This is a genomic window from Desulfosporomusa polytropa (assembly GCF_055380075.1).
The window spans coordinates 1893579-1916097 of sequence record NZ_AP042400.1 but is presented as its reverse complement, the minus strand read 5'-3'; the positions used below and the strand labels follow the sequence as shown (position 1 = coordinate 1916097).

General features: G+C 45.8%; 22 protein-coding genes. 20 read left to right on the top strand and 2 right to left on the bottom strand.

The features are described from left to right. Positions 1 to 634: 634 nt before the first annotated feature. The 6 genes from ACZ449_RS10820 (at position 635) to ACZ449_RS10795 (ending at position 5134) form a co-directional block, all read left to right on the top strand. Positions 635 to 2569, top strand: coding sequence for an oxidoreductase (locus tag ACZ449_RS10820; RefSeq protein ID WP_464261019.1), 1935 nt, complete (start codon positions 635 to 637; stop codon positions 2567 to 2569). Between the two features lie 60 nt (positions 2570 to 2629). Further along, on the top strand, positions 2630 to 2953 hold the full coding sequence (locus tag ACZ449_RS10815) for an MFS transporter (RefSeq protein ID WP_464261018.1): 324 nt from the start codon (positions 2630 to 2632) through the stop codon (positions 2951 to 2953). Then, positions 2950 to 3492, top strand: coding sequence for an MFS transporter (locus ACZ449_RS10810; protein WP_464261017.1), 543 nt, complete (start codon positions 2950 to 2952; stop codon positions 3490 to 3492). The genes ACZ449_RS10815 and ACZ449_RS10810 overlap by 4 nt, the downstream gene beginning before the upstream one ends. Next, positions 3452 to 3736 (top strand): hypothetical protein, encoded by a 285-nt coding sequence (locus ACZ449_RS10805; protein WP_464261016.1) that lies wholly within the window; start codon positions 3452 to 3454, stop codon positions 3734 to 3736. The genes ACZ449_RS10810 and ACZ449_RS10805 overlap by 41 nt, the downstream gene beginning before the upstream one ends. Before the next feature lie 27 nt (positions 3737 to 3763). Continuing rightward, positions 3764 to 4381: a DUF1097 family protein gene (locus ACZ449_RS10800; protein ID WP_464261015.1), complete on the top strand. Its 618-nt coding sequence runs from the start codon at positions 3764 to 3766 to the stop codon at positions 4379 to 4381. Positions 4382 to 4555: 174 nt separating this feature from the next. Continuing rightward, on the top strand, positions 4556 to 5134 hold the full coding sequence (locus ACZ449_RS10795) for a [Fe-Fe] hydrogenase large subunit C-terminal domain-containing protein (RefSeq protein WP_464261014.1): 579 nt from the start codon (positions 4556 to 4558) through the stop codon (positions 5132 to 5134). On the opposite strand, the gene ACZ449_RS10790 is transcribed toward ACZ449_RS10795, so the two are convergent. Next, entirely contained in the window at positions 5058 to 6683 is a 1626-nt protein-coding gene (locus ACZ449_RS10790; protein ID WP_464261013.1) for a PucR family transcriptional regulator, read from the bottom strand. The genes ACZ449_RS10795 and ACZ449_RS10790 overlap by 77 nt on opposite strands. Positions 6684 to 6886: 203 nt before the next feature. On the opposite strand from ACZ449_RS10790, the gene ACZ449_RS10785 reads away from it, so the two are divergent. The 12 genes from ACZ449_RS10785 to ACZ449_RS10730 all read left to right on the top strand — a co-directional run bounded on the left by ACZ449_RS10785 (position 6887) and on the right by ACZ449_RS10730 (position 19604). Then, positions 6887 to 8212 (top strand): hypothetical protein, encoded by a 1326-nt coding sequence (locus tag ACZ449_RS10785; protein ID WP_464261012.1) that lies wholly within the window; start codon positions 6887 to 6889, stop codon positions 8210 to 8212. 916 nt (positions 8213 to 9128) lie between these two features. Next, on the top strand, positions 9129 to 9950 hold the full coding sequence (locus ACZ449_RS10780; protein WP_464261011.1) for a methyl-accepting chemotaxis protein: 822 nt from the start codon (positions 9129 to 9131) through the stop codon (positions 9948 to 9950). 741 nt (positions 9951 to 10691) lie between these two features. Next, a complete protein-coding gene (locus tag ACZ449_RS10775; protein WP_464261010.1) occupies positions 10692 to 11000 on the top strand; it encodes a hypothetical protein in 309 nt (102 codons plus the stop codon). A 21-nt stretch (positions 11001 to 11021) separates the two neighbouring features. Continuing rightward, the gene (locus ACZ449_RS10770) at positions 11022 to 11804 is read left to right on the top strand and encodes a uroporphyrinogen decarboxylase family protein (protein WP_464261009.1); all 783 of its coding nucleotides are present in this window, start codon (positions 11022 to 11024) and stop codon (positions 11802 to 11804) included. Positions 11805 to 12081: 277 nt separating this feature from the next. Continuing rightward, positions 12082 to 12891, top strand: a complete 810-nt coding sequence (locus ACZ449_RS10765) for a LuxR C-terminal-related transcriptional regulator (protein WP_464261008.1) — start codon at positions 12082 to 12084, stop codon at positions 12889 to 12891. A 440-nt stretch (positions 12892 to 13331) separates the two neighbouring features. After that, positions 13332 to 13781: a VOC family protein gene (locus ACZ449_RS10760; protein WP_464261007.1), complete on the top strand. Its 450-nt coding sequence runs from the start codon at positions 13332 to 13334 to the stop codon at positions 13779 to 13781. Positions 13782 to 13815: 34 nt separating this feature from the next. Next, a complete protein-coding gene (locus tag ACZ449_RS10755) occupies positions 13816 to 14550 on the top strand; it encodes an electron transfer flavoprotein subunit beta/FixA family protein (RefSeq protein WP_464261006.1) in 735 nt (244 codons plus the stop codon). A 51-nt stretch (positions 14551 to 14601) separates the two neighbouring features. After that, entirely contained in the window at positions 14602 to 15522 is a 921-nt protein-coding gene (locus ACZ449_RS10750; RefSeq protein WP_464261005.1) for an electron transfer flavoprotein subunit alpha/FixB family protein, read from the top strand. A gap of 78 nt (positions 15523 to 15600) precedes the next feature. Continuing rightward, a complete protein-coding gene (locus tag ACZ449_RS10745; protein WP_464261004.1) occupies positions 15601 to 17088 on the top strand; it encodes an FAD-dependent oxidoreductase in 1488 nt (495 codons plus the stop codon). Positions 17089 to 17090: 2 nt separating this feature from the next. Further along, positions 17091 to 18392: an FAD-dependent oxidoreductase gene (locus ACZ449_RS10740; RefSeq protein WP_464261003.1), complete on the top strand. Its 1302-nt coding sequence runs from the start codon at positions 17091 to 17093 to the stop codon at positions 18390 to 18392. Then, the gene (locus ACZ449_RS10735; RefSeq protein WP_464261002.1) at positions 18389 to 18688 is read left to right on the top strand and encodes a ferredoxin family protein; all 300 of its coding nucleotides are present in this window, start codon (positions 18389 to 18391) and stop codon (positions 18686 to 18688) included. Before ACZ449_RS10740 ends, ACZ449_RS10735 begins: the two co-directional genes overlap by 4 nt. Before the next feature lie 79 nt (positions 18689 to 18767). Further along, positions 18768 to 19604 carry an SDR family NAD(P)-dependent oxidoreductase gene (locus tag ACZ449_RS10730; RefSeq protein WP_464261001.1) on the top strand — a complete coding sequence of 279 codons (837 nt, stop codon included), beginning with the start codon at positions 18768 to 18770 and terminating at the stop codon, positions 19602 to 19604. A 304-nt stretch (positions 19605 to 19908) separates the two neighbouring features. On the opposite strand, the gene ACZ449_RS10725 is transcribed toward ACZ449_RS10730, so the two are convergent. Further along, positions 19909 to 20037, bottom strand: a complete 129-nt coding sequence (locus tag ACZ449_RS10725) for a hypothetical protein (protein WP_464261000.1) — start codon at positions 20035 to 20037, stop codon at positions 19909 to 19911. A gap of 725 nt (positions 20038 to 20762) precedes the next feature. On the opposite strand from ACZ449_RS10725, the gene ACZ449_RS10720 reads away from it, so the two are divergent. Both ACZ449_RS10720 and ACZ449_RS10715 read left to right on the top strand, forming a co-directional pair. Continuing rightward, a complete protein-coding gene (locus ACZ449_RS10720; protein ID WP_464260999.1) occupies positions 20763 to 20981 on the top strand; it encodes a thiolase family protein in 219 nt (72 codons plus the stop codon). Then, complete coding sequence (locus ACZ449_RS10715) at positions 20978 to 22360, top strand: S-layer homology domain-containing protein (protein ID WP_464260998.1); 1383 nt, start codon at positions 20978 to 20980, stop codon at positions 22358 to 22360. Before ACZ449_RS10720 ends, ACZ449_RS10715 begins: the two co-directional genes overlap by 4 nt. Positions 22361 to 22519 lie beyond the last annotated feature (159 nt).

Here is a 22519-nt window from a genome sequence, read left to right as displayed (position 1 = left end):
GGGTAAACACAAGGTTACCTCAAATCAACTAAAGAGTATCCCAAAGAGTATCCTAAAGAGTATCCTAAAGACGCTATCAGCCCGTGCCTTCGTCAGGTAAAATTAAGTGTGAAAGGGAGTGGTGTAAATGTTTGTAGCTAAATTGGGTCGAGTGACGGTGGTGGTGCGAGATATCAATCAGCTACGAAAGACATGAAAGAGATGCTGGGCTGCGAGTTCTACGGGCCGCTCGGACGACCGCGGACCGGGTCTTGCCGTTGCGTTGCCCCGACGCGGGGGACTTGCGCTGGTGTCATCGACGCACTGCGACGACGCGATTGGTGCGACTCAACTCTTGGAACGCAAGGGCGAAGGTATCACCGGTATCGCCTTCGGAGTGGACGATCATTGAGGAGGCCGAGCGCCATTTTGCTGAACTCGGACTGAAACCGGACGTAAGGATCAACCATTGAAAGAGCTCGAGAAAATTCTATACGTTGCTCAATCAAATATCTGATTTAGGGTGCTTCGTTGCACTATTGTTTTTTGAAATATCAATACGATGTGCTTGAAATGTGTTTTATATTTTTTGGAGGATAAGAAAACGCTTTCTTATTCATACAAGCTATTACTAAATCAAAGGAGGAAAATTTAAATGAAAAACAGCAAATATCCAAAATTATTTGAAAAAGGCTATATCGGGAAACTTGAAATCAAAAACAGAATTGTTAGAATGCCCATGGGGACTGACTTGGGAAATCCTGATGGATCAGCAAGTGATCGCCAAATTACTGCATATGCAGAAGCAGCGGACGGGGGAGTAGGAATCGTATACATGGATGCCTATGCCCCGGTAAAAATACATCATGTCGGTCTAAGTGCTCACACGGATTCAATGATTGCCAATTTAAGCCTACTTGCAGAAGCTATCAAATATCATGGAGCCATTGCGGGGGCTCAAATTGCTCATCCGGGCAGAGACGCTGGTTTCGTAGGCGGAGATGATTTGGTAGCTCCTTCGGCAATCCAATGGGAACCCTGGTATCAAGCTGGTGCCGCTATTCCTAGGGAACTGTCGCTTAAAGAAATTCAAGAAATGGTAAGTGCATATGGTGATGCGGCAAGACGTTGTAAAATTGCAGGATTTGACATAGTAGATATTCATGCAGCTTGTGGAACTTTAGCATCTAATTTCCTATCGCCAGTAAACAATAGGCGTAATGATATGTATGGTGGATCATTACACAATCGTGCAAGATTTGTGATTGAAATTATCAAAGATATTAAAAAGAAAACAGGGCCTAATTATCCTGTATCAGTAAGATTAAGCTGTGATGATAATGAACCGGGTGGTATTAGAGTAGAAGAAACTATTGAAGTCGCTAAAATGTGTGAAGCTGCCGGAGCAGACGTTATCAACATCACCGGTGGCAGCCATGCGGAAGTAATTCGTTGTGCATCTATCTTCCTGCCTTGGGGTATCAATCTTGAAGATGCTGCCAAGATCAAAAAGGCTGTTAATATTCCTGTTATGTGTGCCGGCGGTTTTAAAACTCCTGAATTTGCTGAAAAAGCTCTTGCAGAAGGAAAAATTGATTATATTGGTTTAGGTAAACCTGTTTTAGCTGATCCTTTCTGGGCTAAAAAGGCTAAAGAAGGAAGAGCGGAAGATATTAAACCATGTATCAATTGTATGGTCGGATGCCATGATAGAGGGCTACTAGTTTCAAGAGTTCCTCATTGTGCAGTCAATCCTACATTATACAAGTATGAAGCTCCGGCTATCATCCCGGCAGAAACACCTAAAAATGTTGCAGTTATTGGTGGCGGACCGGCAGGCATAGAGGCTGCGATTACAGCGACCCAGCGTGGTCATAATGTCACGATCTATGAAAAACGTGAATTAGGGGGAGCTATGATTGAAGCTTCAGTACCTAGTTACAAGACGGATATTAATTTACTAATTGAATACTATAAAATTCAATTGAAAAAATTAAATATCAAAGTTGTTAAGGAAGAAGCAACTATTGATACAATCAAAAAAGGAAACTTTGATGCTGCCATCGTTGCGGTAGGCGGCAAGATTAGAACAGTAGATATTCCGGGAATTGATAATAAAATCGTAACTTATGCCATGGATGTATTAGGTAAAAATGCTCCGACTGGTCAAAAGGTAGTCATTGTTGGTGGCGGTATCTCTGGCGTTGAAACGGCGGACATGTTAGCTGAACAAGGTAAAGATGTGACTATAGTTACGTCTAAATCGCGAGATTCATTCTTACGTGATGCAGGTGTCAGCGGTATTGGATATATGCAAAAGATTGTTAAAGCTGGTATCAAAGTTCTTAATGGTAATCGTCTTGTAGGTGTCAAAGACCATGCTGCTGTTCTTCTTGATAATTCCGGCAAGAGAAGTGAATTAGAAGTTGATAGTATTGTTATTTCTCTTGGATTCGTCCCGCAAAAAGAATTAGCTACCCAAATTGACGAAGAAACAGACATTGAAGTTTATACTGCCGGTGATTGCAGAAGTGCCCGTCTAATCCAAGATGCAGTACATGAAGGCTATATTGCCGGAAGACTTGTATAATAGGTTCAAAAATTTTCCTAACTGCCATAAATAAGATATTATCTTATAAAAAGAGTAGAAATGAGTAACGAACTAACGAACAGAAGAAAATGGGCTATCCCGGTCATTACCTCCGTCTCCAACTTTATGGCGAGCCTGGACGACAACATCGTCAACATCGCGCTGCCGGTCATTTCCAGCGATATGAAGGTGAGCATCAATGCAGGCCAGTGGGTCGTCACTTCCTATCTGCTGACGATTTCGATCCTGCTGCTTGTCTGGGGCAAGCTGTCGGATATGTATGGGAAGAAATATATCTTTTCAAGTGGCTTTGGCGTCTTTTCCGCCGGGTCGCTGCTGTGCAGCTTTTCGCACACCCCCCGCTGCTGGTCGCCTCCCGGGTGATCCAGGCGATCGGTGCCTCGGTGATGATATCCCTCTCGCAGGGCATCGTGACCGGCACCTTTCCCGCCACGGAGCGGGGTCGTGCGCTCGGCTTCGTGGGGACGATGGTGGCGCTCGGGAACCTCGTTGGCCCCAGCCTCGCTGGGGTGCTGGTGCATATCTTCAGCTGGCCGTCGATCTTCATCATCAACGTGCCCATCGGCCTGATTAGCGCGGTGCTCGCATTTACGGTCATCCCCGAGATCTTCGAGCGGCAGAGCGACAAGACCTACGATTTCAAGGGCACGGGGCTATTCGCGCTCTTTATACTGGTGCTGTTTCTGGGGCTTTTGCTCGTGCAGCAGGGAACGCTGCCGGTGCTTTACATCCTCCCGACGCTGATTGTCTCCGCCGCCCTGTTGGCCGCGCTGATCTTCGTTGAGAAGTGCAGCACAAACCCGATTATCAACAGGCAGCTCTTTTCCATCCACGAGTTTTCCTTCGGGCTATCCGGTCACCATGGCCGTCGTCATGCCCTTCAGCGGGTGGCTCTCCGATAAGATCACCTACCGGCCGTTGACGGTCGCGGGTATGAGCATCACCGCCGTCTCCCTGCTGCTGCTTGACACCATCAACCGGAATACCCCGCTTTCCGCACTGATCCTCTATCTGTTTCTGCTCGGCTGTGGAAATTCGATCTTTCAGTCGCCCAACAACAGCAGCATCATGGGCAGCGGGTATAAATATCAGCCTAAACCGACTAGACTGCAGCCTGACGGAAGTTATAAATTCCAGCCTAGGTAGGCGGATTTTCAGAAAGGAGAAATTGAAATGGAAAAGAAAACACGTTTTGCAATCGGCACGCTGGTCGCGCTTGGAACAGCCGTAGCGATTTTTGTGGGTGGTCTTATATTTGACTTAGTTCCGGATAACAAATATGTGGGCGTTTTCTGGATGCTGTTTATGCCCGTCGCGTTATTCTACATGTTGGACGATGAAAGGCGCAAGAGAAAGTTCATTATCAATCTGCTTTGCAGCTTTAGCGTTGGTCTGCTTTGGGGATGGATATCGGTAATCACCACCCCACTCCTCAAACCTTTCGGCGAACTCTCCGTTGCCCTTGTTGAGTACTTTATCATCATGGTCTTGATCATGTTCGTACATGGTCCATTGCTTAAAAACACTGTTTTCAACGTGATTCCCGCAACATTTATAGCTTTTGCCCTGTCTATAGCGTCCAGCACCACAATGTGGTGGACGGGAAAAGTTAACTATGAGACTTTCCAACTTGTCCCCATAGATAAGCCTTGGGATCAACTGGATCTGCTGATCATTTTCGTCTTAGGCTGCGGTATGACGTGGCTGATTGAGACTACCTGCGGTCTGTTCGTCGGCGCGTATCTGAAAAAGCTGCACAGCAAGGATCAGAGCAGCAGTAGTAGTCAGTAAAGGCTGACAAACATCAAAAACGCAAAAATGCCCCGCTCGTGGTTATTCCGGTCGAAAAAAACACCTTGTCCGTCAAAGTTGAACATTTAGTCCGTCTAATTTGTGGAAATCGTAAGTATAAACAAAATCCCGCTTCCAGGTCTTTAAGCCTGAAAAGCGGGATTTGTGCCGTGTGTGGCCAAAAAACGCGAAAGCACCCATCTGGAAATAAATGGCAGCGGCTATTGCGATGTTGACGTTGTGCTGACTACCCGTGAACTGGCACGCATGATCAAACAATCAGGATTTGACTTCAATAAGCTTGCTGACGAAGAATTTGATAATCCGATGGGAATATCCACCGGTGCGGCAGTAATCTTCGGAACATCAGGCGGCGTTATGGAAGCTGCCCTTCGTACCGTGTACGAAGTTGTAACAGGCAAAGAACTGGCAAATGTTGATTTTAAAGATAACCGCGGATTAACAGGCGTAAAAGAAACAGAAGTAGACCTTGAAGGTACAAAAGTCAAAGTCGCTATTGCTAACGGCCTCAAAAATGCCCGTGTAATTCTAGAAAAAATCAAAGCAGGCGACTGCGACTACAAATTTGTAGAAATTATGTGCTGCCCTGGCGGCTGTATCGGTGGCGGTGGCCAAACTTGGGGTACTACCACGGCTACCAAAGAAGCTCAGCATATCACAAACGGGAATGTGACGCTCTCCCATTTTTATTACTATTTGTGCCACCTGCGGCAGCGGCGGCCTGGAGGTTAGTATGCTTATTGAAAACTTCCGAAATTTTACAAGATATATATAGAATCTGTATTGCCATTTCATCTAAGTCATCTAACGAGAGTTCTAATAATTTTTCAATGGAAGTTAATCTATTTAATAAAGTATTACGGTGGATATAAAGATGGGAAGCAGTCTCAGAGAGTTTTCTGCCATAAAGTAGATATATACAAAGTGTATGTATAAGCTCGAGTTCCCAAGGATCGGCACGTTTTAATATTTTTTGAATTTTGGGGTGGCAATAATAACGGATATCTTGTTTATCTCCTAACGCATTCATTATGTGGTCAATGTATACAGTTTGAAAAGAAAAGAAAATTTCATTAGAGTGTAAATTTTTCCCCAGTTTTGCAGCTTCTGTGCTTTGCACCATCGCGCTATGAAGAAATTCATAGCCTGTGTATTTCATACTAATACCAGCAATTAAATCATTTTGCTTTAGAATAGGGGAGAGGCCATTTTGTATAGTGTCAATGGATTCAATTGCCGGTTTGTGACGGCAGATTCCTACAATTACATTGTTAATTTTGGTTATATAAGAAAATAACAAGCTTTTACGGATATGAATCAAATAAATTTGGTAACTGTTAGGCGAAAATTCATTGTCATACTTGTTTAAAAACGCAACTACATAAAAACTTTCATCAGGAAGCCAATTTTGTTTTTGCAAAAAAAATGACAATTGCTGCGGGTCTACCGATTCGCCGCTAAGTGATTGATTGAGAAGAAAACTTGAATCATTTGAAGTGGTTAGTAGGTTTGAGTTAATAGGTGCGGCAGTTTCTAATACTTTTTGTATATACCATAGTAGAGAGAGTTGCCCGATTGTAAATTCTTTTAAAATATTACTAATACCTATTTTGGCAAAAGGGATATTGTTCCACATTAGGGTTGCGCACATGGAACGTTGGTCTGCAGGATTATCCAGTGGAGGAATAATAATCGGCCTGCGTTTTTCTACACACTCATCATCAATATGTCGGTATTCACGCGGAATATTTTCAATGGTACTGTAGCCTTTATCAAGTATATGTTCCCAGATGGTTCCAGTACAGTTTTTTGGGAGTGAGCCGGAGCGGGCTATTAGAATGTAAAATGTATCAAACAAGGCAATTGGATTTTCTAATACCTCGGCACAAATATCAAGCTGCTTCTGGATAAGATCTCCTGAAATTATTGAGTGTGATAAAGTACAGTCCCATTGATTGTAAAAATCAAAAACAGATAATATATTTTCGAATATAGCAAACGGAGATACGGCATCTAGTATAATAATCGCTTGCCGGAGCGTAATTTTTAATAAATTTTCGTCAATGGTACCCAGAATAAGTAAGCAAATATCATTCTGTATGGATTCAAGTTTGGTTAGTTCAGAAGCTTCTATAAAATAAATATATTCTGGAGACAGGTTTTGTAAAGGAAAAGGGAAGTTGCGCATACCGATTAGATTCAATTCGATGGAATCATCTGAAACTAATCTGTGTTTATAATTTGATAAAGCATCTGATAAAACATGTAAATTGAGCTTCATAAGTTTTACCTCTTTATTATTTTTATAAAGGTTCTGATAAATTCAATAATACATAAAAATTAATAAATTTGCAATTCAAAAAGACGAAAGTGCACAATGGAGATAGCGGATATCTACATTTTTATACGAAGTATATAGCTGGTAACTTTGCTATACTTATATTCGGAAAGTGATTTCTAAACATTTAGAAAAGAGGCGATATTATGAAATTTAATCTTGAAAGTCCAATCATGGAAGGTGCCTTTGGTTTATGGAGAGATTTCGGCGGAAATGTGCTTCCTTGGGAGTTTACGGGTTCAAAAGATGAATTTATGGCTACAAGGACGACTGCTTCTCTTGGAGTTTTTCTAAACAGCAGCCCGGTATACGATATTTCGGGTCCAGATGCAGAGAAGTTTTTAAATTTTGTTTGTGTGAACAGGGATTTTCATAAAATGAAAAATGGCGGTTCACGTCATGCGCTCATTTGTAATGAAAAGGGACAATTATTGGGTAGCGGCGTTATTCTCAAAAAAAATGACGGAAGTTACCGCACATACTGGATGGCACCCGCTATCCAATATTATCTTGAAACTAGTGGCATGGAGGTAAAGGGTCAGTACTGTTCGGACGAATACTTCTACCAAATTGATGGTCCAAAATCGTTAGAAATTATTGAAAAAGCAACACAGACCGATTTGCATGACCTTAAGTTTGGACAAAACAAAACGGTGAAAATCTGTGGTACTGATATGGTAGTATACCGCCTTGGTATGAGCGGCGCGCTTGCTTATGAAGTTCATGGTGCTGCCGAACATGCGGAAGCTGCATATAAGAGACTCAGAGAAGTAGTATTAGAATTTGGCGGAAAGCTTCAGGGAGCGAGAAACTATGCAACTATCTTGCATACACCAGGTGGCTATCCGAACCAGTTTCAGCATTTTTGGTATCCGTATATGTCTAGCGGTGCAGGTCTTGCAGAGTTCTCTAAACATATATCTGCTTCATTGAAATACTTAGGAAGTGCGTCAGATGATGAAGAAAACTTTTATGCTACACCATATGAGTTAGGATGGGGATACCTTGTCAACTTTGATAAAGACGATTTTATGGGGAAAGATGCATTATTAGCCGCTTCAAAGAAAAAAGCTCGTAAAATGGTAACGCTGGAGTGGAACACAGAAGATGTGGGTGACGTATTCATGTCGCAGTTCAAAGGCACAGCAGTAGAGCCTTACGAGCAAATTGAACACATTTCTGCCATTGCAGATGCTTCTTTTGGTGTAAATATGCGGGCAGATTATGTTGTGGTTAATGGTAAGAAAGTGGGTATTGCAACCGGTAAGACATACGCATTTTACGAGCGTAGAATGATTTCACTCGCTTCAATTGATGAGGAATATTCAGCAGAAGGAACAGACGTTATTGTTGTTTGGGGCACACCAGGACATCCGCAGAAAGAGATTCGTGCGAAGGTAGCGAGATTTCCATACTACAATGGTGAATATAGAAATGAAACCTTTGATGTAGAAAGAATTCCCCGGATTTAGTTGTAAAAGGTATACCCCCTTTTTGAAAAGGAAAAATAATACAGTTAATATTGAGGCTGTGTCTAATGAAAAGTACAGGTTTTAAAATTACTGTATCTCACTGGACTCCATCAAAATAGTCCTAAAAACTGCACGTATGCCTGTCTAGAAGGCAAATGGATGCCTTTGGAAGATGGAAGTTGGCCTTTAATTCCCTTCTTTTATTCGAATTGGGAAAAAGAAGAACTTGTTGGCATGACAACAGTTATATTCACGGCGGTCTAAATACGTTTCTTAGATATTACGTAAAAGGCACAGACTTCCATAAATTGCTCTCTGATATCAGTGTCAGCACCTTCAATAAATTTCCTGTTGGCAAAACTAGACATATGATTTTATGTATAGAAAACGGCAATATTAATGAACGGCATTGTTGTGAGAAAATCAGAGGATGAGTTTTATGCCATTGTTAGAGCTTGGTAGATATGAAAATAGAAACAAAGGTTAATATCAATTAGTTGAATTAATTACAATTCAACTAATTGAAACGGATGGGTTGATCACGAAAATTAAGAGGCAATCCTTTATTTTTAGAAATAAGTCTTTGTAATTACTAAATTCATAGAAGCATGATTGGTGTAGATTGTCTTACAAAAGATTGGCGATGAGCCAATCTTTTTGTTTACAGGCCATTTTATCGCCATATATTTTGATTAGGTTGGCGTCGGAATGGGAGAGTATAAAAAAATGCACAATGAATGTACGTAATTATCTGCAATTTTACACGATGTAAATAGTGTGAAATTTTGATACATTTATGACTAGCAATGCAATTTGTAATATTCAAATAAAATTGCAATGGCAAGTAGCCTATAACCTGCTTATACTAGGCAAGAAATAAGATTCTGTAGCAAGACCATAATCAGGAGATGATTTTTTGGACAAATTGACGATGTTAATTGAATGCGCAGAATTGATTAATGCTGGAAATTCGACTACTGGTTTTATGATTGTTGACAAAGAACGGTTTGTACGAGCAACGGTTTACGAAAAAGACAAATTTATATGTAAAGTTGCAAAAGTTGGTGATCAGCTTGAATTCCGCCCAGACTTTTTTAAGTGTTGGGAAACTAGGAAGCCTACAGTATCAACCCTTCCAAAAGAAGTATTAGGTGTAAAAGTGAGAGTGAGAAATGTTCCAATTATAGACGATCAAGGCGAAATTCTTGGGATGATCAATTTTACTGAGGAAATGGGGAAACAGGATTTACTTCATGATACGGCGGAGACAATTGCTGCGACTATTGAGGAATTGGCTGGCAGTAGCCAGGAGATGGTTAATACGGCTGATAATCTTGCCCAAGAACTAGACAATGCGAAAGTTAAAGGAGAAAGCGTATTTGCCAAAATCAATGAGACTGACAGTATTTTTCGTTTTGTTAGTGAAGTCGCAGCAAACTCGAATTTGCTTGGGCTAAACGCTGCTATCGAGGCTGCGAGAGCAGGTGAACAGGGGCGCGGCTTTGCTGTTGTTGCTGATGAGATACGAAAAATGGCAGTCAATAGCTCGAATTCGGTCAATGAAATAAAAAAAATACTCCAAGATATTCACAAAGAAATTACTGCTGTTGTGAGCACAATTAATACTACTACCGAGGTTAGTAAGGTACAAGCCGGTGCCGCGAATGAAATTTCTTCTGCAATTCAGTCGTTGGCGAGTACAGCCGCTGAGGTGGAACGAATTGCCGGAGCGCTTTGACCAGCTAAGCATCTGCTGAGAGGGTCAGACCGTCTTTGAAATGTGGTTAAGATACAATAAGGAAAAGATGATACAGAAAGGTGGGGATCATGATGAAAAAAGATTACTTACACTATCTCTGTTTACTTGCTTTTGTGTTACCGCAATAGCATTTGTAGCGCAGGAAACGCCGGATCTTTCCAAAGATCACTGGCCCTATGCAGCTGGCATTGATAAAAGGCGGTCTGATTGAAGGATATTCAGATGGCGGCTCGTTGTATTTAGACGATGCTAAAATCGATTTCGGCAAAGACGTCAAAGGTTATTGTTTATGCTGCAAAAATGGGCAACAAATATCAGCCTACAGTAGCCAATTCTTCCGTTTTCTTTGTTGACTACTCCTTTATTCTAAGAGACGTTAAATTTGACTTAAGCAAAAACCTTTCGGTGATGTTTGCTTACAGAGCCGACAAGAAAAAGAGTATATACAATAACTGGGGAGTCGGTATGACTTGCAAAGGTATGAAAGATTTTGTGGTCTGCAGGGAATATTCCCAAAGGGTAGTAGTGCGGCGCAGCTGCAAATGATATTAAGTTCAGATGAATGAACTAGGCGAGAACTCTTGCTGTAGAATTTTCCAATAAAATTTCCTGCGATACCAAAAAAGCTGTATCAGCCTTTCTAATACCGCCTAAGAATATTTGTTTAAACAAAGAGGCAAGTAAAGTTTTGGTGTAAATTGCTAAAATGAAGGGGATTTTATGAAAAGTTCAAAGGAGTTATTATCAGAAAGAATCGAACGTTTGACAACGGCAGTGTCTTTAGGTAAGCCAGATAGGGTACCGGTAGTACTAGGCGCTGATTCTTTTGCTGCTCACCACTTAGGCATCACAGTGGCTGATTTGCTTAGCGATTTGGATAAGGCCAGTGAAACTATGTTAAAGTCAGCGCTGGCATTAGGAGAAATTGATGGTACTTTAGGTACTATTCCAATTGCTCATGTCACCGGAGCATCGCACCTTAGTACCATGAGTCTGCCAGGGCGTGAATTGAAAGAAAATGAAATCTAGCAGGTTGAAGAAGTAGGCGCTATGACGGTAGCAGATTATGACAGCATTATTAACAAAGGATGGAATGAATTTAATAAGGATTTTCTGACAAACCGAATTCCTAAAGCTGCTGCAGATATGCAAACCTTTTTTAAGGCTGATTTACAGAAAGCAGATATGAATTTTGTGAATGCGGGAATTCTTCCCTTTTGCCCTGCGATTGCATTTCTGCCTTTTGATATTTTTTGTGGCGGCCGGGGCATGTCTGCCTTTATGACTGATTTATTCAGAATACCCGATAAGGTTCAAGCAGCGGCAGATGTTGTAATGGTTGATCTAATGAACAATTTGAGGCAACAAATTCGAATGCTCAAACCATTTTCAACTTTTATTGGAGCCGCGAGAAGCGCCAGTGATATATCGTCTCCTAAAATATGGAATCGTTTTATCTGGCCGTACTATAAAAAGGCGGTAGAGACGATAGTTGAAGAAGGCTCGTTTGCCTATATGCATCTGGATGGAAGCTGGGATCGTGATATAGCGAAATTTCGTGAATTGCCAAAAGGAAAATGCATTGCGGGCACAGACCATGCAACTGATATTTTTAAAATGAAAGAATTGGTAGGCGATCATATGTGTCTTTTTGGCGATGTTCCTCCTGCTATGTTAACTATTGGGACACCAGAAGATGTATATAATTATTCTAAAAAATTGGTTAACGAACTTGGGGCATCAGGTGGTTTTATTTTAGCAGCTGCTTGCTATGTACCACTTAACGCAAAAGTAGAAAACGTTAAAGCAATGGTGGCAGCTGTGCAGGAATAACCCTCTTTTTAGTTATAAAAATAAAAGCTGCCTATCTTTGGACGTGAAGCCAAGTCTGCCTAAGGGATTCCAGCGACCACGCAGAAGAACGAAAAAAATGGTTTAACGTTTCATAACAGGCGGGATTCAGGGCGAGATCCCGAATGAAAGAAGTGGTTCCCAGATGGTCGGAATGCAGCAGTAAGCCCACAATGATTAGTTAGCTGCGCGCGTAGTCGCTCTGTGGTTAGTGTAGACTCTTTAGAGTAGGTGGTTTTTTGGTGAAGGAGGAGTTTAAATGAGTACTCGGCTAAAAGTTTTTTCCAAGAACCAGACGCAACGCATTGTTAAGGATGTCGCCAATCAAACACAGCGCGATGCCGCTGATTCGCAGCCTTTTGACCTCAAGTCGCCTGTTCTTATGGATTTGCGACACCGGATCGTGCCTACGCCAATCAGCGTAATGATTGCGGACGAGGACACACTGTTCACAGAAGGTATCGCTGCCCTAATCGACCAGTGGGACGAGTTCCGGTTGATTGCCAAGGCCGCAAACAACGGCGAGGTACTGAAGTTCATCATTGAGTATTCCCCTGCGGTCATCCTGATGGGTGTGCGGATGCAGGGTGTTAAATGCAGCGAGACAATCCGAGCTATCACTGCAAACGATTTTGAGACGCGTGTTATCGTCATCGCCTCTCGCAGCGAAGCCGTTGACGTTCTAGATGCCTTGCGTGCCGGCGCCACGGGGTATGGTTTTCGCGAGGAACTCTCCGCTGACCGGCTCCGTGGGTTTCTTTGGGGCGTTGCAGCCGACGAAGTTGTTCTTTCAGGCTCGGTTTGCACTCGCCTCAAAGAAGAGCTTTTCAAGCCGGCCAATGTGCCGGCGCTTGACAACGGTTTTTTTAATGCCCTCACTAAGCGCGAGCGCGAGGTGCTTGCCCTGCTCGTCGAAGGACTGTCCAATGCGGAGATCAGTCATCAGCTTTATCTGAGTGAGACCACCATTAAGAAGATCATCAGCCAAGTCACCGGCAAATTGCAGGTCACGAATCGGGTTCAGGCAGCAGTGCTAGCGACCCGCCATATGATGATTCGCCAACAGTAGTTATCAACAACACTGGTTAACCGAATAATGTATTGCGATTCTGGTAAGCCAGCGCGGCAGTGAAGTATATATGGGTATAAACTTTCTCGAAAGGCATCCAAGCATACACTTTAGTTATATCCTTTATGATATCATTGCCTAGGATGATATTATTGAAATAAGCAGCCCGCTGAAAAAGTAAAAGATATTATTAGAGTGTGTGAAGCTGCGTAGAAACCCGGTCAGGCTGTCGACAAACTTTTTATTGCGTAAACAGAATACCACATGCTATGCAGGGCCCGTTAGACGGGTGGTTCTGATTTGCAGACTAATGCGGGTAAGCACTAGGTTACCTCAAATAACTAAAGAGTATCCTAAAGAGTATCCTAAAGAGTATCCTAAAGAAGCTATCCGCCCGTGCCTTCGTCAGGTAAAATTAAGTGTGAAAAGGAGTGGTTTAAATGTTTGTAGCAAAATTGGATCGAGTCGCGGTGGTGGTGAAAGATATCAATCAAGCCACGAAAGACATGAAAGAGCTGCTGGGCTGCGAGTTCTACGGGCCGCTCGACGACCCCGGGCCGGGTCTTGCCGTTGCGTTGCCCCGACGCGGGGGACTTGAACTGGTGTCACCGACGCGCCGCGACGATGCGATTGGTGCGACCCAACTCTTGGAACGCAAGGGCGAAGGTATCACCGGTATCGCCTTGAGAGTGGACGATATTGAGGAGGCCGAGCGCCATTTTGCTAAACTCGGACTGAAGCCGGACGTAAGGATCAACCATGGTGGCATGAAGGAAATCCTCTTTAAGGCCCAGGAGGCTACACACGGCATTGAGATAGCACTCAACGAGTACCCTGAGGCCAACGGCTTGGGACTCGAGGTTGCCCGTGATTTGGGCGTAGAAGGCTAGGAGACTATCATTAATTAGGGAAGGGGAGACATTGATGAAGTCAGTGGTAGTTTTTAAGTGGGCGGTCAATCCACTGGACGCGCGCGTCAGCGCTGACGGCGTGGTCGATTGGAGCACGGCCTCCCCTTGGGTGGGCGATGACGATTATGTTGCCGCTCAGGTGGCCTGCAAAGCCGCAGGCCCGGATGGCGAAGTGGTCGGTCTGACCTTGGCTGGCGGCGATGTCGCATTCGCGGCTGCCCGCGGTGCGCAGCATACTGTCGCTATCGACGGCCTTCCTGTCACAGCAGACGCATTGGCCATAGCGCAAGCACTTGCTAAGGCTGTGGGCACATTAGAGAACGTCGACGTTGTTGCAATCGGTGACTCAGCCTGGGAACCGGCGGTTCCGGTAATGCTTGCCGGTCTATTGGGCTGGCAAGCATTAATGGCAGTCGACTCGGTTGAGATGAAAGATGATGGCCTGTGCGTGACCCGCCGTTTCGGTACAGGTACGCAAGACGTTACCGTCCAAGGACCGGTGGTTCTCGGGGTAGTTGCGCGGCGTGAAGAGGAAAATAAGCCGGGTATGCGCACTGTGTTGAACGCGAGGAAAAAGCCAGTCACGACCGTGAAAGTCGATGAATTAGTCGGTATCGCCTTGCCCTCTCTCTCATCGCGTGGAACGCATTTGCCTGAAACCGCGCCTTCGCGGCTGTTTGACGGCTCAAATCCCAGCCAGGCTGTGAGCCAATTGCTACAGGCATTGCAAGCTGAGGGGACGTTATGATGGAGTGGCATCAGATATTTGACAATCTTAGAAAGCAAAAAGGTGTATGATATGAGCAATGACAGTTGGATTATTATCGCAGACGATATGTCGGCCGGTTCATTAACCGCGATGGCGAAAAGCCTAGGCGGTCAGGTTACGGCAGTAGTTGTCGGTTCCCGGGAGCGCGCGAAGGCAGTGGCGGTTGCGGGTGTCGATGACTTAGTGTGGTATAAAACCGACGATGTGACTCCGGCTGAGGCATGGGCTACCGTCGTAGCAAAAGCTGCTGCTGAGGCTAAGCCACGTGTTGTTTTAGCGGCGAATACGTCTGCTGCTAGGGTACTTGTCGGGGCGGTTGCAGCTCAACTGGGTGCAGCCATAACTTCAGCAGTCATGGCAGTCACACTGGAAGGCGATCAGGTGGTAGTAAAGCGGTCAGTGGCCGAGGGACGCGCAGTTGAAGTACTCGACACTAAAGGCTTTATTGTCGGATTAATCATCGAAGGCGGGGATGAAGCAGAGCGGTCAACGGTTGCAGCCGCAATAACCGCCGCGAATGTGCAGCCTGAGGACAGCCTTAAGGTAGTTGCGACTCATGTAGAGGCAGGCGGCGCAGAGCTGGCGAGCGCAGAGCGGGTGGTAGGCCTTGGACTTGGCCTTTGCGAAAAGGACAACCTTGCCCTTGCCAAAGAACTGGCTAGCGTGTTGCACGCCGAGTTGGCCTGTACCCTGCCCTTGTGTGACGACTATCGGTGGTTTGAACATTCCCGTGTTGTCGGATCATCGACCCAGCGTATCTCACCCCGTTTTTACTTGGCAGTTGGCATTTCCGGCCAACCTCAGCACATGATGGGTGTGCGTGGAGCCAAAACGATTGTTGCCATTAACAATGATCCTGAGGCGCCTATCTTCAATAAATGTACCTACGGTATCGTCGGCGATTTAAAAGCCGTTGTGCCGGCCTTGACAGCAGCGCTGTCGAACAGATGAAAAAGACTGTGAATAACCTATCTCAGACCTAAAAAGAGGCATGACAGAAATGCTAAAAAATGACGAGAGGTGAAAGATATGACAAAAAAAGTGCAAACTTTCGACACCGAGTACGATGTAATCGTTGTTGGCAGCGGTGCCGCCGGGAAATCGGCAGCGCTCACTGCCGCCCAAGCAGGCTTACGGGTCGTTATCTTTGAGAAGATGTCTGAGACCGGTGGCACCTCCATTTATGCCGAGGGCACAGCTGCCTTCGAATCCAGTGAACAAATAGCTCGTGGTGTGCCCTCGAATCCCAAGTACCATTTTCCCACAAAGGCCGAGGCATATGCAAAATTTAACTCGTACAGCCACTATCGTGCCGATGTCGATGTTGTCCGGGCGTTTATCGAAAATTCTGCTGAAACGATTGATATTCTCAAGTCGCTTGGGGTTGTCTATAAAGATGTAAGAATTGCCGCGTACGATGATCCAAGCGAGCTGTGGTGCTTCCATCTTCCAGAAGGGCTGGGCGCACAATGCCAGGAAATACTGCTTGCAGCCGTCGAGAAGGCAGGTGTGGATATTTTCACTGCGACACCGGTCAAAGAACTGATTATGGATAATGGTGCGGTTGTGGGGGTAGTTGCCCAGGACACAGCTAACAATGAACAGTTGCGGGTAGGCGGTAAGGCTGTTGTGCTTGCCACCGGTGGCATTGGCAACAATCCCGAATTGGTCGCTAAGTACACTTGGTTTGCGCAAAGCGCACACAACATGAACGTGCTCACCCCGGCTCAAAACGTGGGCGACGGTCTTAACATGGCGTTGGCGGCCGGAGCCGATCCTAACAATATCGTAAGTGGCGGTCTGGTTGCCGTCGGCGCTCGCAACAAGGCTATGGACTCCCATAGCGGCGCAGCGGGCTGTCAACCGTGTGTGTGGGTGAACAAGACCGCTAAACGGTTCATTAACGAGGGCATCGCCGAGAACATCGGTGACATCGGTCCTGTCTGGGGTAAACAGCCGGATGGCCTGATATACGCGCTGCTTGACGAGGCGGACATCAAGCGCTTAATCACAGATGGTTCTGAAATTTCAATTGGAGAATTCGTCGTGTACGGTCGTCCGTTGAACCGCCTGCGCACCGAAGTTGACCAAGATGTTGCTGACGGCGTTGCTTGGAAGTCAGATACCATCGAAGGGCTGGCTGAGCAGATTGGTGTGGATCCGACTGTACTGGCTAAAACTGTAGCCGAATACAATGCTGCCTGTGACGCAGGTGAAGATTCCAAGTATTTCAAACAAGCGCGCTACTTGCGGCCGCTTAAATCTGCTCCCTTCTATGCAATTAGTATGGCTCCCGGCATGATGAGCTCGGCTGGCGGCATTCGCATCAATGCTGACATGCAGGCTGTTGACAAAGATTACCGGCCTATAACTGGTTTGTACGCAGTTGGTTTGGATGCGACCGGTCTCTACGGTGATTCGTACAACATGGAGATTCCCGGCGCAGCCAATGGCTTTGCCTACACCTCTGGTCGCATCGCAGCCCGTCACATCGCGAGTACTTTGGGGGGCGTATAATCGTGACAGTTTCCGATGCCGTAGACTTCGATGTTATTGTCATCGGTGCCGGAGTGGCCGGTTGTGTCACTGCCTACCGTCTTGCTGCGGCTGGACATTCTGTGCTTGTGGTTGAACGCGGCGGTGAGCCCGGGTCAAAAAACCTCTCTGGCGGTGTGTTCTACTGCCAGGTAATGGAAGACATATTTCCAGGTTTTGCGGATAAGGCACCTGTCGAACGGCGCATCGTCCGCAATTGCATGAGTTTTCTTACCTCAAGTGCTGCTGTGAATGTCGACTACTTTGACCAACGCTTAGCCGAGCCAGTTAATGCGGTCTCAGTGCTGCGAGCCAAGTTTGACCCCTGGCTTGCTCAGCAAGCCGTGGATGCCGGCGCGGAAATCATGCCTGGTTTCAGAGTCGATTCACTGCTCAAAGAAGATGGCCGGGTTGTCGGGATTAAAGCTGGCGACGATGAAATGACAGCACACATTGTTGTTGCTGCTGATGGCGTCAACTCTTTTATTAGCCGCGATGCTGGCTTGAGAGCAAAAGAGCCCAATAAACACTTCGCCCTTGGCGTTAAGTCTGTCATCGGTTTGCCTCGAGAAACTATCGAGGAACGCTGGGGGATTACCGGCGATCAGGGGGTCGCTTATTCGTTTGTCGGCGAGTGCACACAGGGCGTAGGTGGTGGTGGCTTTATGTACACCAACTTACAATCGGTCTCAATCGGTGTTGTGCTTAGACTGGATGACTTAATAAAAAGTGGCTTGTCTTCATCTGATGTCCATGATAGTTTACTTAACCACCCGGCAGTGTCGCCGTTGCTGCGCGGCGGGGAACTGCTAGAGTTCGGCTGCCATCTCGTCCCTGAGGGTGGCAATGCGATGGTTCACGATCTGATCCACGACGGTTTAGTCATCGTCGGTGACGCCGCAGGGTTCGCGCTTAACACGGGCTTCACAGTTCGGGGCATGGATCTGGCAGCTGGTTCGGGGATTGCCGCTGCAACAGCAATTGATGCGGCACTTAAGGCTGGAGACTACTCTAAAGCTGCTCTTGGCCGTTACAACACAGAACTGAAGAACTCGTTTTGCGGGCAGGACATGCGTACCTTTGCTAATGCACCAAGCTTCATGGAAAATCCGCGGCTGTATAACACATATGGCGACATCATCGCCGACATCATGTTTGGTGTGTATAACCTTGACACTACCCCACGTCGCCGCTTGGGGCAAACAGCTTTAAGTGTGCTTCGCAAAGCTCCGGTCGGTTTGGGTCGTGTACTTCTTGATGCTATGGCGGGAGGGAAAGCGCTATGAGCAATACTAAACTGATACCACCGGTAACTGAACGCTTAGCCCTAAACCACTTCGAACCTGACGAAGGAAAATCTCATATTGCGGTCGACCAGGCTTTGGCGCAATCGACGGGAGCAGGTTCGTTGCTTGAACGGATTTGCCCCGCACACGTCTATTCCGTCGGAGCTGACGGAACCATTAGAGTCGTGTACGCCGCATGCTTGGAATGCGGCACCTGCTTCCAGGTTGCACCGGCGGGTGTCCTTACATGGGTTTATCCTCAAGGCGGTACCGGGGTGGTCTATAGAGAAGGCTGATCGCTTGCCGCTGATATTTGGCGGCAAGCTCAAGTGAAAATAGGAAAATTATGGTAAAAAGAAAGAAGGAATGTAAATTATGACAAGTAAAGCACGTGTAACTGGTCCTTGTCCCGAACTTGTTAGCGCTGCCGACTCAGTTGGCCAGCGACTCAAAGGCAAGCGTGTGCTCATCACGGGTACCACAAAAGGCGTGGGTATAGCAGCGCAAGAATTGTTCGCCCGTCACGGCGCCTACGTAATTGGCTGCGGCCGCACTCCGGGAGTGGCGAGCGCTAATGCCGCGAAACTTGCCGCACTAGGACTGAAAGCTGAGGGTTATGACGTTGACCTGGCCGACCCCGTTGCCACCAAGGCTTGGGTCGATATGGCTGCCGACCGCATGGGCGGCATAGACGTGGTCGTCAACAATGCCTCAAAGCCTGAATTCGCCCCATTTGGCGAAATGACATTCGACCAGTGGAAGAAGTCTCTGCAAAACGAACTTGATCTCGTTTTTACTGTTACGAACGCGGCTTGGTCGCACTTGATTAAGGCAGGCGGCGGCAGCGTCATCAACGTGGCGTCCAACAACGGCACGACCGGCGTTGGCGGTACCCCACAAGCTGCTCACGCAGCTGCTAAGGCGGCTGTTATCGGTCTGGCTAGGCAGCTCGCAGCTGAGGGTGCCCCCTTTGGTATCCGGGTCAATGCACTTGCGCCAGGTCTCATTGAAACCCCCGGCGCGGACGGCGCACCGCCGGACATGGTCAACTTCATCATTCACGAGATGCAGCTCACTGGACGGCCGCTCACGCCGATGGATATCGCCTATGGGTTGCTTTTCCTGGCCTCAGATGAAAGCCGTTTCATTACAGCCATTAACCTGCCGGTTGATGGTGGCTCCAGCGGCGCTACCCCCGGTCCTAACTTTTAATCGACATTCTCGCTGAAATTAATGAAAGGGAGATATACCATGAAGGGGCCCGCAGGGTTTCAGAGGAGCTGCTATATTTCGTTCAGATGAGTCCCTGGAAACGTCAGGCGTGAGTCCACTTCCACGCACAAAATAAGTCCATCTTTACGGCGACAGGGCCACCGCTGAGGCATTGAGCTAATTAACACGCGAAGCGAGAATTTATCACCTGTGTCAGCTTCATTTCGTTTGAAATGATACTGAGGGGAACTTTCCAAAGTTTTCCCAGTATCGTTTTAAATGTCTGGTTTTTCTACGGTCCCACTCAGAGTCCAAATCTATCCTCAAAGGACAATTCGGCAAAGGATGTATCCTGCATTTGTGAGCGGTATGCGTCTGCCATAGTGGTAAGTCGCATTTCGTGCAGCTTGTTTATTGTTATTTGATTCAACATTCGGACTCACCTCCGTAGTAAGCGGCGCCACGAGTGAATCCACGCCGCCAAAATAATTGTAGGCATTCACATGGGCGGCAATCCAGCTTTCCTGATTTTGATTGAGGAAGGCTTCCACGTATGAATATCCACTGCAGGACAGTGCCGCAACAAATATGTATGCCGGGATGGCTTCGCCCGTATCGGTATCTACCAGATGTGCGGTATCACCGGCCCAATATGCAAAGCTAAAATATATGTAAAGTGGGCGGGAAGAAGTCTAGAAAACACGGAACTTTAAAGGGCAATTACTTTCCATATAATATTCTCACGGAATCTGGTTTCAGGTTCCGAAAACGACAAGGGACATTATTATGGAAGTTAAGCACATGACATTACGTGTTCAAATAGCGTAATCTCTGTAGTGTAGGCAAAATTGCGTGAAAATTGCGTGTGCGTGAAGGGGATCTCGCCGGACATCCGGCATTGCTCACAATACTCATCCCAAAGCAGGCTCAAGGTCACACCACTTTTAGCAAGCTCTTTGTAGTTATGCAATGCTAGTTATTTTGCATACGCCAGGTGACTATCCCAACCAGTTCCAGCATTTTTAATATCCGTTTATGTCTAGCAGAATTTTGTAAACGTATGCCCCTTTCCTTGAAGTACTTAGGCAGCGATTCTGATTATACATAATTTTTTGGCAATAAATAAAAAATCTTCTTGTCAAGGAGGATGTTTAACAAGTGAGAGAAATAGTGATTGTTAGCGCAATACGGACAGCAATTGGCAATTTCAACGGTTCTCTCTCCACAGTATCAGAGCCTACCGACTTAGGCGCGTATATTGTCAAGGCAGCTGTAGAAAAAATCGGAATCGACACAGAGTGCATTGCACAAGCTCCTTATCTTTTAAAGCAAGGCCCGCTGGGGTTACCGAATGAACTTAGGGAGAATTTTAAATGAAAAAATTGATGATCGTCATGTTGGTGGTAGTATTCGTGTTCGGTATGGCGTCAACCGCTTTTGCAGGATCTTTTTCCGATGTTCCTGCAAATAGCTGGACATATGGTGCGCTAAATAAATTAACTATGGCTGGCATCATTTCAGGCTATAGCGACGGTGCTTTCCGGGGAGACAAACTAATGACCCGATATGAAATGGCTATGGTTGTTGCTAAAGCTCTGGAGCATGCTGAAAAGGCAGATGCCGAAAACAAAGCATTAATTGATAAGTTATCAACTGAATTTTCAAAGGAACTTAATACTCTCGGAGTTCGGGTCGCAACAGTGGAAAAGAAAGTAGAGAATTTGGAGCGAATAAAAATCAGTGGCAGTGAACAAATCCTGGTTCGGTCTGTTCATGATACGATTAAACCGAAAGTACCCTTTGCCGGTAAAAGCACCTATGGTGATAATATGTTTTTGCTTAACTTTGACATGAAGGTGCAAGATAATATTACGGCCTTTGCACGGTTTGGCGAACGCGAATTCTTTGGTGGAAGTTACGGCGAAGCATTGCAAAGTACATATCGCTCCTCAGCTAGTCTTGATCATTTCGGCGTAAAAGTCAAAGCTGGCAATTGGGATATGTCTCTCGGGCGTCAAGCCGTAAAGCTTGGACAAGGTATAATTATTAATACTGGCTACATGTTTGGCTATAACCCATATTTTACCGGCTTGGTGGCAGGCACTAAGATTAACAACGTAGAAGTGCAGGTTATTGCCGGTCATACTGGCACTAACGATTGTACTGATATGGGTGCTACGAATATGTATAAGGAGCCTTCTTCTTATCATGGCAGCCAGTGGTATGGTATTGCTGGATATGCTCAGTTAAACCGCAATCTGGGTGTAGGAGCGGCATTTGCTCATGAAAAGAGAGATGTTAATACTTTTTCAAGTGCTGCTTCCTCTATTCCCAACAATAGTGCCTCCGTTCATACCCCAGGACTTGATACCACCGCGGTCAGTGCTGTATACAATTTTAGCGGTCCGCTTACGTTGATTGCTCAAGCTGTCAGATCGAGCGCCCACACATTAAATGATGCATGGAGCCTCATGGCGATTTACCATAAAAATAAAGACAAGCTAATTTTCTCGCATAACTATACTGAGAAAAATTCTATAAATCAGTTTACAAACATACAGCAGGGTGGCTACCAATACGTGCTGGGCGGCAGCATGGCGCTAGTGCCGAAATGGAAGGGTAACCAGTATATATGGACCCATGATATTACGCCAACTCTCCAATTCTTAGTTATGAGACTTAAAACTTATGCCAACTGTGAGGGTTATTCCGGGTCTCAGAATGAAGGAATTGCCGGATTAATCTTCAAGTTTTAGCGACAACTTATAATTTTCGGCTTTCAGTACTCACACTGCGATAATAGCAGTACAGACATCTGGGCACCCTTTCGGAATGCAAAGAGTGCCCGTTTTGTGTGCCCCTGGCAGGTGTTGAGGGGACGGTTATTGTGAAAACAAAATATACGCCGGCACTGA